This is a genomic window from Elizabethkingia miricola, assembly GCF_001675285.1.
GTDB lineage: Bacteria > Bacteroidota > Bacteroidia > Flavobacteriales > Weeksellaceae > Elizabethkingia > Elizabethkingia miricola.
In genome coordinates this window covers 19,946-32,760 of sequence record NZ_LSGQ01000030.1, presented here as the reverse complement: position 1 = coordinate 32,760, position 12,815 = coordinate 19,946, and the positions used below count along the sequence as shown (strand labels likewise).

The window sequence follows — 12,815 nt, the reverse complement described above, 5'->3', positions numbered from 1 at the left end:
AGAGAAGTTACGAAAAATATTATTTTCTGTAAAGCTGTTGATATTTTAAAGGACTTTTGCCTGTAATGTTCTTGAAACACTCATGAAAGCTGGTGAAATTATTGAACCCACTCGCAAAACAAACCTCCTTTACAGACATTTGGTTTTCGATAAGCTTCTGACAAGCATCACCAATCCGGATTTCATTAACAAATTGTGTATAAGTTTTCCCTGTACGGGATTTAAAAAATTTACAAAATGAGTTAGGACTAAGGTTCGCTATTTCAGATACATCCTCCAACGTTATTTTTTGGGTATAGTTAGATAAGGTGTAATTATAAATGTCAAGAATCCGATGTCTTTCATCTTCATCAAAATGATATTTAAAATTGGCTGAAGTTAAAAATTCGTATTCAGCAGATTCACTAATGCTGTGTAAGGCCTCCAATAGGCGTATGATTTTCAGAGTTCCGTCGCTTTCTACAATTTCCGGAATGAGTTGTGTAAGTTTCTCTTTAGCATCTCCCTTAATTTGGAACCCTCTGGAACTAAGTGCCAGGGTCTTTTTCAATGTCTGATTCTCGGGTAGCTTTAAAAAATCTTCACCCCAGAAATGTTCTCCAAAATGTATTACAAAAATTTCAACCTTATTTCTTTTAGGGTTTTCAAAGTATTTTGCATCAAATAGCCAATAATGTGGAAGGTTTTTGCCAATAAGAGCAACATCTCCTTCTTTAAAACGCTCAATACTATTGCCTACATACTGAGTCCCGGAACCCTTTCGGAAATAGATAAGTTCCAATACCATATGGTAGTGCCATTTGTTATTTACATCGGGCATTATATCCTTTCTGGCATTGAAGGAATGGAGCGTATCCGAGGAGATTTTCAGGAACTGTGGCTTCATTATTTAGTTATATCAGTATCTAAAACATAAAATTAAACCTTTTTGGATAATATAGCTTAATAATTGGATAAAATACTGAAATTTTATTTTCTAAATAAAACCTTAATTTGTGTTAATAAAGTTTAAAAAAATATTTGATTCTTTATTGAATTATTATGAAAGTTGGATTATTCGTGCCATGTTATATAGATATATTGTATCCTAAAGTTGGGATAGCAACTTATTCTTTATTAAAAAAGCTTGGTGTAGATGTTAGTTATCCGACTGGTCAGACCTGCTGTGGTCAGCCAATGGCCAATTCAGGTTATCAGCATCTTACATGCGATACTGACAGGAATTTTATTCAGCAATTCAAAGATTATGATGCTATTGTAGCTCCTTCAGGAAGTTGTGTTTTACATATTAAAGAACATCTGAAGGGCGAAGGAAAGGAGAATGAAGATACAGCAATACGTATTCGTGAGAATATTTATGAGCTGACAGAATTTTTGACAGATGTATTGAAAGTTGAAAATCTTGAAGTTTCTTTTCCTCATAAAGTAGGCTTTCACCAAAGTTGTCATGGGCAAAGAGGTTTAAAGCTTTCCGGTATGAGCGAATTAACAGCTCCTTATTTTTCAAAACCTGAACAATTATTAAATCAGGTGAAAGGAATAGAACTTATAGAATTAGATAAACAGGATGAGTGCTGTGGTTTTGGCGGAACATTTTGTGTTGCTGAAGAGGCAGTATCATCCAAAATGGGTAAAGACAGAGTAGACGATCATATAAAACATGGTGCAGAATATATTGCAGCTTGTGATATGTCTTGCCTTATGCACCTGGAAGGAATTCTGAAAAGAGAGAAAAGTACTGTAAAAGTGATGCACATAGCAGAGATTTTGAATAATTAACAAGTAAATTAATGAAGAATCACGCCGCTTTAGCAGAACAATTTAACCGGGATGAAGACCGTGTAGACTGGCACAACAAAACGTTGTGGTTTGTCCGCGAGAAGCGCGACCGACAGAGTAAACCTATTCCTGACTGGGAGAAGCTAAGAGAAACTGCATCTAAAATAAAATTAAATGTGCTTTCCAATCTTGATACCTATTTAATAGAGTTCGAGAAGAATGCTTTAGAAAACGGTATAAAGGTACACTGGGCTAAAGATGCTGCAGAACATAATGCTATTGTACTTTCTGTTCTGGAGAAAAATCAGGTAAAAAAGATGGTGAAAAGTAAGTCTATGCTTACAGAAGAATGTCACCTGAATGATTATCTGGAGAAAAACGGAATAGAAGTAACCGATACCGATCTGGGAGAGCGTATTGTTCAGTTGGTTAAAGAACCACCAAGTCACATTGTGCTGCCGTGTATTCATAAGAAGAAAGAGGAAATCGGTGAGATTTTCCATGAGTATCTGAATACCCCAAAAGGCCTTTCCAATCCGCAGCAGCTAACGGAAATAGCGCGCCAGGATCTTAGAAAGAAATTTTTGCAAAGTCAGGCAGCTTTAACGGGAGTTAACTTTGCTGTTGCAGAAACCGGAGAGTTTGTGGTATGTACCAATGAAGGAAATGCAGATATGGGGGCGCATCTGGCAAATGTGCATATTGGCTGTATGGGATTGGAAAAAATAATTCCGAAGCGTGAACATCTGGGTGTTTTTCTTCGTCTTCTTACAAGAAGTGCTACGGGGCAGCCGATTACTACATATTCCAGTCATTTCAGAAAGCCAAGAGAAGGACAGGAAATGCATCTGGTAATCGTGGATAACGGTCGATCTGAGCAGTTAGGCAGAGAGAAATTCCGAAATTCACTGAAGTGTATACGTTGCGGTGCCTGTTTTAATACATGTCCTGTATACAGACGGAGTGGCGGACATAGCTATCATACGGCAGTTGCAGGGCCGATAGGCTCAGTATTAAGCCCGGCACGAAATATTGAAGAGTACAAGGATTTGCCTTTTGCATCTACATTATGTGGTTCATGTACCAATGTATGTCCGGTACAGATTGATTTGCATAATCAGCTGTATGAATTAAGACAAGAGGTTATTGCTTCAGGATTGGGAGAGCCGGTGAAAAACTTTTCTATGAAGCTGATGGCAAGATCACTTTCCAATGCAAAAAAGTATGAGAAGCTTAGAAAGAAAGTGAAATTTGGATATCGCTACACACCATTCCTTCTTAAAAGTGGTATGAATCCATGGTATAAGCATCGGGAGATGCCTGAAATGCCAGAGGAAAGCTTTAAAGAATGGTATAAAAAGAATGTTGAGAATGGGAAGTAGAGAAGAAATTTTATCCAGAATTGCAAAAGTAAAGCCTGCCGGAAATGAATTGCCTGAAGACTTATCATTTATACCGGGAACCGGAAACCTTCTGGAGTCTTTTGTGCAAACAGCCCGGAATAATGGTTCGCAGGTTACATTTGTAGAGAATACAGACGAGGTTTTAACATACCTCAAAGAGAATATAGCATCTGATAAAAGAATAATCTCTAATATCAATGCATTAAAAGAAAATTTGTACAGTGACAGCGATGAAATAACAGATCCGCATGAACTGGAAAATGTAGAAGTTGCTCTTATTGAAGGGAGCATAGGAGTAGCAGAGAATGCTGCAATCTGGATCACAGAAAATCAAATGAAATATAGGGCATTACCTTTTATCACTCAGCATTTATTTGTGATATTAGCGGCCGATAAAATAGTAGCTCTGATGCATGATGCATATAAAATAATAGAGATAGAAGGTGGATTTTCATCTTTTATTTCAGGACCGTCTAAAACGGCGGATATAGAACAATCACTGGTGATTGGTGCACATGGTGCACGCAGCCACCACATATTTATAATGAATAACCAATAACCATGAAAGCTTAAATAAAAACTAACAAACTAATAACCATGAAAATTTAAGTGAAAAACGAAAAACTAATAACCACGAAGACCTTTACTTTATAGACCATGCAAAACATAACAACAGAGCAATCAACAAAAGCTTCATCAGAAAGGAGGAGAGGCTACCTTTTCCCACTGATTCTCGTTACGAGTCTCTTCTTCTTCTGGGGCTTTGTTCACAACCTGGATCCGGTGCTGATTCCGCACCTGAGAAAGGCTTTTCAGCTGACAGATTTAGAATCTTCCCTTGTGGATTTTTCTATATTTATTGCCTATTTTCTTATGGCAATACCTGCCGGAAATGTTATGCGTAAGTATGGCTATAAAAGTGGAATCATATTTGGGCTCTGCCTGTTTGCATTAGGAGCTTTCCTTTTTATTCCGGCAGCCAATACCCAGATGTACATTTTCTTTTTAGGAGCATTATTTGTAATAGCCTGTGGATTGGCCTTTCTGGAAACAGCAGCTAATCCCTATGTAACTATTTTAGGCCCTGAAGAAACAGCAACACGCAGATTAAACTTTTCACAATCTTTCAACGGACTCGCAGCTTTTATAGCGCCAATCGTTGGAGGTAAATATATTCTGAGTGAACAATCTCTGACTGATGCACAACTAAAAGCATTACCTCCACATGAGCTTAGTGCTTACATTGCTCAGGAAGCAGCCAGTGTAAAAGGGCCATATCTGGTTCTGGGAGTTATTATTGTCATTGTAATGCTTTTGTTTGTCTTTACAAAGTTGCCGGATATTAAGCATGAAGACGATGGTGATAAATCTAAAATTTCTCATGCGTGGAGACACAAACATCTTCGCTGGGCAGTTGTTGCACAATTCTTTTATGTGGGAGCGCAGGTATGTGTACTAAGCTTTTTTATACGTTTTGTTGTTGTTTCAGCAGGAATTACGGAAAAAAATGCTGCATTTTATTCAGGATTGGCAGGCCTGGCCTTTATGGTTGGGAGATTTGTCGGAACCTTCTTTATGAAATATGTAAAGCCTAATAAACTTTTAATGATCTATGCAGTTCTGAGTATGCTTCTCACTTTGGTAGCAGTATTCGGAAAAGGTGATATTACCATTTATGCGCTGATTGGAGTAGCTTTCTTTATGTCGATAATGTTCCCTACAATTTTTTCACTGGGAATAGCAGATTTGGGTAAAGATACCAAGATAGCATCTTCTCTTATTGTAATGTCTATTGTAGGAGGGGCAATATTGCCATTAGGATTAGGTTATATTTCAGATGTTACCCATAGTATACAGTATGGCTACATCGTACCATTTATATGTTTCATTGTTGTATTTGCCTTTGGTAAATATGGCTGGAAACCAACCGAAGCATAGTCAGGTAGCTTTGCTGCTGATAAAACTTCGTTAATAATCAGAGAACATAATCATGAAAAATAAAATATTGAGAATTAACCCAAAGGACAATGTCTTAGTGGCACTACAGGACATTGAACAGGGTGAGAAAGTCCTTTTTGAAGGACTGGAATATGAGACTTTAGAGAAAATTCCCGCAAAGCATAAATTCTTCATGCATGATCTTCCGCAGGGAAGTGAAGTAATGATGTACGGCGTTCTGGTTGGAAAAACGCAGTTCGATGTGAAGAAAGGAACAAGGATGAATGTAGAAAATACCAAGCATGCTGCAGAGCCTTATGCATACCGCGATGTGGAATATGTATGGCAGGCGCCTGATACATCAAAGTTTGAAAATAAAACGTTTGATGGCTATCACCGCAGCAATGGCGAAGTAGGAACAGCTAACTATTGGTTGTTTATTCCTACGGTCTTTTGTGAAAACAGGAACCTGGACATTATTAAAGAAGCCTTGCACAACGAACTCGGATATGCTGTGGGAGATAAATATAAAGACTATGCCCATCATTTACTGGAAGCCTATCAGAAAGGTGAAGATTTAGAAAACATATCTTTAAATCCGGTTGTGGAAGTAAAGAATCGTGTTTTCAAAAATGTAGATGGTATAAAATTCCTGAATCATAGTGGTGGCTGTGGCGGAACCAGACAGGATTCTGCAACGCTTAGTAAGCTATTAGCATCCTATGCAGACCATCCGAATGTTGCCGGAATTACTTTGCTTAGTCTCGGTTGTCAGCATCTTCAGGTAGATAACTTTAAGAAGGATTTAAAAGAGAGAAATCATAATTTCGATAAACCCCTTCTGGTATTTGAACAGCAGAAGACACAAAGTGAAGAGGCTTTAATTAGACAAGCGATTCATGATACCTTTATCGGGCTTACAGAAATTAATAAAATAGAAAGAAAGCCGGCAGGCCTGGATAAATTGGTATTGGGTGTTAAATGTGGCGGAAGTGATGGATTCAGCGGAATCTCTGCAAATCCGTCTGTAGGATATACTGCCGATTTGTTAGTAGGATTAGGCGGAAAAGTATTACTGGCAGAGTTTCCGGAATTGTGCGGAGCCGAACAGGAAATGATAGACCGCTCTGTGGATAAAGAAACAGCAGAGAAATTTATCAAACTGATGACAGAATATGATACATTAGCACATAAAGTTGGTTCAGGTTTTTATATGAACCCTTCACCAGGAAATATAAAAGACGGTCTTATTACTGATGCTATAAAATCTGTCGGAGCAGCCAGAAAAGGAGGTCTCTCCCCGGTAGCTGATGTCTTGGATTATACTGAGAAAGCAACGAAGCCCGGACTGAGTTTAGTTTGTACTCCCGGAAATGATGTAGAAGCAACTACAGGAAAAGCAGCTTCAGGAGCTACTTTAATATTATTTACAACAGGACTGGGAACACCAACAGGGAATCCGGTTTGTCCTACTATAAAAGTAGCAACCAATACATCATTGGCAATTAGAATGTCTGATATTATAGATATTGATACAGGACCAATTATAGAAGGAAGCAAGACTATTGCAGAAATGGGAGAAGACATTCTCGATTATTGTATAGAAGTAGCAAGCGGAAGAATTACACCAAAAGCTGTTTTACTCAATCAGGATGATTTTATCCCCTGGAAAAGAGGAGTGAGCTTATAAGTACGAAATTAGAAGTTAGAAAAACGTTGCGCGTTTTGCGTTTAAAAAAATATAAAATGTTTTCATTAAAAAATAAAAAAGCAGTAATTACAGGAGGAGGAAGTGGTATAGGAAAAGCTATTTCTGAATTATTTGCCGAGCAGGGAGCAGAAGTTCATATCCTGGAGATTAGTGAAGCCAACGGAGCAGAGGCATTATCCGAAATAGAAGCAAAAGGCGGGAAAGCCTATGTTCATGTTTGTGATGTATCCAATCATCAGCAGATAAAAGACTTGTTTACAAACATAGGAGCCATTAATATATTGGTGAATAATGCCGGTATTGCCCATGTTGGTAAAGCAGATAATACCTCAGAAGAAGATTTCGATAAAATAGTAAATGTAAATATTAAGGGAGTATACAACTGTTTGCATGCAGCAATTCCACAATTAAAAGAATCCGGAAATGCGGTTATTCTTAATCTTGCATCTATTGCTGCATTGGTAGGTATTCCGGACAGATTTGCTTACAGTACTGCAAAAGGAGCTGTAAAAGCGATGACGATGAGTGTCGCTAAAGACTACATTCACGATAATATCCGTTGTAATTCTATTTCTCCGGCAAGAGTACATACACCTTTTGTAGACGGATTTTTACAGAAAAATTATCCTGACAGAATAGAGGAAATGTTTCAGAACCTTTCCAAAACTCAACCAATAGGAAGAATGGCGAATCCAAAAGAAATTGCAGCACTGGCATTGTATTTATGCAGTGACGAAGCTTCTTTTATTACAGGATGCGATTACCCTATTGATGGAGGTTTTACAACATTAAATAACTAATTTTAAACAAAGACAATGAAACTAATAAGATACGGAGCAGAAGGACAGGAAAAACCAGGTGTTATTATTGATGAGAAATACTACGATGTTTCTCACCTGGTGAATGATTATGATGAAAAGTTTTTCTCCGGGAATGCTATTGAAGAGTTAAAGGAAAAAATTGCTACCGGCGGACTTACCGAAGTAGATCAGAATGTAAGATTGGGTGCACCACTGGCAAGACCTTCAAAAATTGTTTGCGTAGGACTTAACTATAAGGACCACGCCGAAGAAACTAATATGCCTATACCATCTGAACCTATTTTGTTTTTTAAATCTACTTCAGCCTTAGTTGGTCCTAACGACGATCTGATAATTCCCAAAAACAGCACTAAAACAGACTGGGAGGTTGAACTGGCTATTGTAATAGGAAAAAAAGCCAGCTATGTAGAAATGGAAGATGCATTTGATCATATTGCAGGCTACGCTTTGCACAATGATTACAGCGAAAGAGCTTTCCAGATCGAAAGAAACGGGCAATGGGTAAAAGGAAAAAGTGCAGATACATTTGCACCAATAGGCCCTTTTATCGCCACAAAAGATGAAATAAAAGATGTTAATAACCTGAGACTCTGGCTGAAAGTAAATGACAAAAAGGTTCAGGATGGTAATACTTCAAACTTTATCTTTGATGTAGCTTATATCGTAAGTTATATCAGTCAGTTTATGACCTTACTTCCGGGAGATGTAATCTCTACCGGAACACCTGCAGGAGTGGGAATGGGACAGAAACCTGAAGCATGGTATCTGAATCCGGGAGATGTAGTTGAATTAGGAATAGAAGGACTGGGAACAAGTAAACAAAATGTAAAAGCTTATTCCTAATGAGAAAATATGCACTAGCTTTAGATCTTAAAGACGACGACGAGTTAATTCGTCAATATGAAGAATACCACAAGCAGGTATGGCCTGAAATTCTGGAAAGCATCAAAAATTCCGGAATACAGAATATGGAAATCTACCGTACGGATAACCGACTTTTTATGATAATGGAGGTTGGAGACGATTTTTCCTTCGACGCAAAGACTGAAGCAGATGCAGGAAACCCGAAAGTTCAGGAATGGGAAAATCTGATGTGGGATTATCAGCAGGCACTACCCAAATCTAAGCCTGGCGAAAAATGGGTGTTAATGGACAAAATATTTAGTCTGTAGAAAATGATAGACACTCACGTTCATTTTTGGCAATATGATGAGGTCCGCGATGGCTGGATCGATGAGAGTATGGAAGTTATCCGCAAAGACTTTCTGCCCTCCGATATCGAAGAATTGCTGGTAAGTAACAGCGTTGAGGGAATCGTTGCTGTACAGGCAGATCAGAGTCTTACAGAAACCAGTTTTTTGCTGGATCTTGCAGAAAATAATCCTAAAATATTAGGAGTTGTAGGCTGGATAGATTTCCTTAGTGATAATTTCGAAGAGCAGTTGCATGCCTATAGAAAATATTCTAAACTAAAAGGCTGGCGACACATTGTACAGGCAGAACCGGAAGGCTTTTTAACTTATCCACAGTTTGTGGATAATGTAAGAAAGCTGAAAGCGTATAATCATACCTACGATATTCTGGTTTATTATTCGCAAATGGGAGAGGCCATTAGTTTTGCTGAAAAACTTCCTGAGCAAAAACTGGTTTTGGATCATATGGGGAAACCGGATTTAAAAATACCAGAGATAGCTCTTTGGAAAAAGAATATTGCAGCATTGTCAAAATCTGAAAATGTATACTGCAAATTATCAGGACTGGTTACAGAAGCTGAAAAAGGAAAGTGGACAAAAGAAATGCTGGAGCCTTATTTAGATGTAATTTTCGAACATTTCGGAACATCCAGAATCATGTTTGGTAGTGACTGGCCGGTAATGCTTCTGAACACGAATTATACAGAATGGATACAGCTGGTAAAAAACTATATACAAAGATTTAGTAAAGAAGAACAGCAACAAATCCTAAGAGGAAATGCTGTTGATTTTTATAATTTATAGAACATGGATTTACAACTTGAAAATAAAATTATCATTGTAAGTGGCGGAGCCAAAGGTATTGGTGAAGGTATTGTACGGGTATTGGCTCAGGAAAAAGCAATTCCTGTTATCATCGGAAGAAGTGCTGAGGACAATCAGAAACTTATTGATGATTTGGCCGAGAAAAGCCTGACAGCTCATGCTGTGGTTGCAGAATTGACTCAGCCTGAGGAATGCAGAAAAGCTATAGATGAAATTATTACAAAGTTCGGAAGAATTGATGGACTGGTAAACAATGCAGGAGTTAATGATGGAGTAGGGTTGGAGAATGGAAGTTACGAGGCTTTTATGCAGTCATTACATAAGAACCTTGTTCATTATTATCTTCTGGCACACTATGCACTTCCTGCACTGAAAGAAAGCAAAGGATCTATTGTAAATATAGGAAGCAAAACTTCTGAAACCGGACAAGGCGGAACTTCTGCTTATGCAGCATCCAATGGCGGAAGAAGTGGATTGACCAGAGAATGGGCTGTGGAGTTATTGCCCTATAGCATTCGTGTAAATGCCGTAATTGTTGCTGAAGCCTATACACCGTTATATGAAAAGTGGATCAAAACTTTTGATGACCCGGAGGCTAAATTGAAATCTATAACAGATAAAATTCCGTTTGAAAAAAGAATGACTACACCTGAGGAGATTGCCAATATGGTTGTATTTCTGCTATCAGAAAAATCGAGCCATACAACAGGGCAATTGATTCATGTCGATGGTGGTTATGTGCATCTCGACAGAGCTTTATAAAAACTTCATCACAAATATTATTATTTTAACTTTTCAAAAAAAGAGCGTTGTCTTCGGATAGCGCTCTTTTATTTTTCACTGATTGTAAAATAAAAACCTTATAGGTCTTCAAGACCTATAAGGTTTTATAGCTATTTAAATGAATATAAGAGCCTGTTTAAATTTTATAGTTAATACTCTTCGATAGTTCGTCAAGCTCACTATAGACTTAACTCAGAGTGACATTGCTCGTCCAATATATCTTCCTTTTAGGAGTGTCAGGCTGAGCCTGTCGAAGTCTAATATTTTTTTAATCAAAATTTAAACAGGCACTTAATTTAATTATTTTTGAAGATCACTTTCGAAAAAGGCCATGGTACTGCCAATCCAAATAGCATCTTTCTTATTGAAATTTACATTCACCATTTCCGCTTTGGTCATTCTTACAAGATTTACAAGGAATTCTAATTTGTTACTTCCTTCTGCTTTACCAAACAATAGACGGATTTCTGCTTTAGAAAATTCACCGTTGATATCTTCAAATATTGGAGCATAGTTCACTTTTCTCTGTAGTATATAATTTTCTTTGTCACTTATACTGTCAATATCTTCCTGCTTGGGATGTATGTTTACACCACTTCCTGCGAAAGAGAAAAGAGGTTTTAATACATACTGGCTATAATCTAAGTCATCGGGAGCTTCATTCAGAAAATAACTTTTCGGAACATAAGCATGGCTCAGCTTTGGAAGGATAAATTTAGAAACCTTGAAAAACCAGTTAGGATGTGTTACCCAGGTTACATCTACATCATCTGTAAAATGAAAATCAGTTTTCAGATCCGGAATATTATCAAGTTCATCAAAAATTACCCGATTGTAAATACGGTTTATTTTTATCTTTCTGCCGTTGTCTTCGTAGAAAATCTGGCGATCTTCTTTTATAAGCTTGGTCAGGCAAATGGTTTTTATACCCAGGAAGCTTTCGGTTACACCGAAGTCTACAGCTGTTTTTTGCTGCTCAGGGAAAATTTCCAATAGAATAACATTCTCCGGGTTCTCATTTCCGATAATAATATTCTTCAACTTTTCGATGTAATCATCCAACGGGATACGTCTTTTGAACGTATCCAGAAAAGGATATACGGATCTTAAGTCTTCCTCGTATTGGCGTTGAAAACCAAAAAGCGAAGGAAAAGCCTGTAATTCGATTAGCTGAGGTTCCAGTTCTCCGGATTCATTTCTGCAAATTCCGAAATCAATTGCCAGAAAATGATAATGGGAATCATCACCGGGAACTAAAGATTGAGAAGGAATCGCTTTGTTTAGTTCCTCAGCAGAAAAAGAATCTATTTGCTGAATAATAGACTCGGCTGCATTAAATAGTTTTTCCTGAAAAACCTTATCAACAAAAATTGGACTTTCTGAAAGTCTGAATCCAATTTCTGTGGATGAATGTTGTTGACAGGTATCTTTTAGTTTTTGATATTTCTCTGGTGAGAAAGCATCATTAAACTGCTTTCTGAGATTAGGAATCATATCATATTTATGTTTTTAGGCCAGAGAAACAGTTTTGGAAATCTGCTGTGCAGCAAACTCCAAAAATACTGGCAGGATTTCTTTTCTTGTGAGTACTACTTTATCTTCGTCGTCAATACGGTCTATTGTTTCCTGATATTTATCCAATCCGTAATCCTCTATAATACTATTCTTGTATTTTTCGACTTTCAAAGATTCCAAAAATCCTTCCGGATCTGCTTCCGGGTGGAATTGGGTGCCGAATATCTCTTCTGAAAATCTGATTGCCATTACAGCTCTTTCCAGATCAACATACGGGCGCTCTTTTTCCAATGCCAGAATCTGCATACCATGCTTCTCCAGATGATCCGTTTTAGGCTGGATAACCTGATAAGCTCTGGAATCTACTGCATAAAAAGGTTCGGGAAGGTTTTTCAGTAAAAAATCTTTTTCACCGGCTTCTGTCTTATGGATAGGCATAACTCCGAAAGAATAAGATTTTCTTTGGGTAACTTCTGCCAAATCCCAATAAATGCAGGCTAGCTGGAATGAATGGCAAATAAGGAACAGGTATTTTTTGGATTCATGTTCTTTGTTGTGTTTCCATATAGTATTTAAGAAACGATTGTAATTCTCTTCCCATACAAAACCTTCTTTATGAGGATTTCCTGGACCACCGGAGGAAATGAAAATATCAAAGTCTTCAATTTTAGGCATTTCGTATTGATGACGAATATCAAAAATCTCAATACTAACCTGATATCCGGAACTGGCTTTGAAAGTTTCCGATATATCCTTTATATTTCGCATCCCTTGGTTAGGATGATTGTTGTTCATGTCGAGTATTGCGATTCTTATTTCGTGGTTCATAATCTGTATATTTTCTACA

The 12,815-nt window shown here is 37.5% G+C and carries 13 protein-coding genes; 10 read left to right on the top strand and 3 right to left on the bottom strand.

Annotated elements, in window-relative coordinates:
* Nucleotides 1-19: 19 nt before the first annotated feature.
* Entirely contained in the window at nt 20-886 is an 867-nt protein-coding gene (locus ATE49_RS14730; RefSeq protein ID WP_059155869.1) for an AraC family transcriptional regulator, read from the bottom strand.
* Nucleotides 887-1,041: 155 nt separating this feature from the next.
* Here ATE49_RS14730 and ATE49_RS14725 point away from each other — a divergent pair, with 155 nt between their 5' ends.
* The 10 genes from ATE49_RS14725 (at nt 1,042) to ATE49_RS14680 (ending at nt 10,432) form a co-directional block, all read left to right on the top strand.
* Nucleotides 1,042-1,779 carry a (Fe-S)-binding protein gene (locus tag ATE49_RS14725; RefSeq protein WP_065082786.1) on the top strand — a complete coding sequence of 246 codons (738 nt, stop codon included), beginning with the start codon at nt 1,042-1,044 and terminating at the stop codon, nt 1,777-1,779.
* Nucleotides 1,780-1,790: 11 nt separating this feature from the next.
* A complete protein-coding gene (locus ATE49_RS14720; protein WP_065082785.1) occupies nt 1,791-3,161 on the top strand; it encodes a lactate utilization protein B in 1,371 nt (456 codons plus the stop codon).
* Entirely contained in the window at nt 3,151-3,741 is a 591-nt protein-coding gene (locus ATE49_RS14715) for a LutC/YkgG family protein (protein ID WP_065082784.1), read from the top strand. Before ATE49_RS14720 ends, ATE49_RS14715 begins: the two co-directional genes overlap by 11 nt.
* Nucleotides 3,742-3,839: 98 nt before the next feature.
* Nucleotides 3,840-5,120: an L-fucose:H+ symporter permease gene (gene fucP / locus ATE49_RS14710; RefSeq protein ID WP_065082783.1), complete on the top strand. Its 1,281-nt coding sequence runs from the start codon at nt 3,840-3,842 to the stop codon at nt 5,118-5,120.
* A 52-nt stretch (nt 5,121-5,172) separates the two neighbouring features.
* Nucleotides 5,173-6,810, top strand: a complete 1,638-nt coding sequence (locus ATE49_RS14705; RefSeq protein WP_065082782.1) for a UxaA family hydrolase — start codon at nt 5,173-5,175, stop codon at nt 6,808-6,810.
* Nucleotides 6,811-6,866: 56 nt separating this feature from the next.
* Nucleotides 6,867-7,631 carry an SDR family NAD(P)-dependent oxidoreductase gene (locus tag ATE49_RS14700; RefSeq protein ID WP_065082781.1) on the top strand — a complete coding sequence of 255 codons (765 nt, stop codon included), beginning with the start codon at nt 6,867-6,869 and terminating at the stop codon, nt 7,629-7,631.
* Between the two features lie 15 nt (nt 7,632-7,646).
* Nucleotides 7,647-8,495: a fumarylacetoacetate hydrolase family protein gene (locus tag ATE49_RS14695; RefSeq protein ID WP_065082780.1), complete on the top strand. Its 849-nt coding sequence runs from the start codon at nt 7,647-7,649 to the stop codon at nt 8,493-8,495.
* Nucleotides 8,495-8,824, top strand: coding sequence for an L-rhamnose mutarotase (locus tag ATE49_RS14690; protein WP_065082779.1), 330 nt, complete (start codon nt 8,495-8,497; stop codon nt 8,822-8,824). Before ATE49_RS14695 ends, ATE49_RS14690 begins: the two co-directional genes overlap by 1 nt.
* A 3-nt stretch (nt 8,825-8,827) precedes the next feature.
* Complete coding sequence (locus tag ATE49_RS14685; protein ID WP_065082778.1) at nt 8,828-9,649, top strand: amidohydrolase family protein; 822 nt, start codon at nt 8,828-8,830, stop codon at nt 9,647-9,649.
* Between the two features lie 3 nt (nt 9,650-9,652).
* Entirely contained in the window at nt 9,653-10,432 is a 780-nt protein-coding gene (locus tag ATE49_RS14680; protein WP_065082777.1) for an L-fucose dehydrogenase, read from the top strand.
* 321 nt (nt 10,433-10,753) lie between these two features.
* Here the strand turns inward: ATE49_RS14680 and ATE49_RS14675 are convergent, their stop codons facing one another.
* Nucleotides 10,754-11,947, bottom strand: a complete 1,194-nt coding sequence (locus tag ATE49_RS14675) for an ATP-grasp domain-containing protein (protein WP_065082776.1) — start codon at nt 11,945-11,947, stop codon at nt 10,754-10,756.
* 15 nt (nt 11,948-11,962) lie between these two features.
* Complete coding sequence (locus ATE49_RS14670) at nt 11,963-12,796, bottom strand: type 1 glutamine amidotransferase (protein WP_059155858.1); 834 nt, start codon at nt 12,794-12,796, stop codon at nt 11,963-11,965.
* Nucleotides 12,797-12,815: the final 19 nt, after the last annotated feature.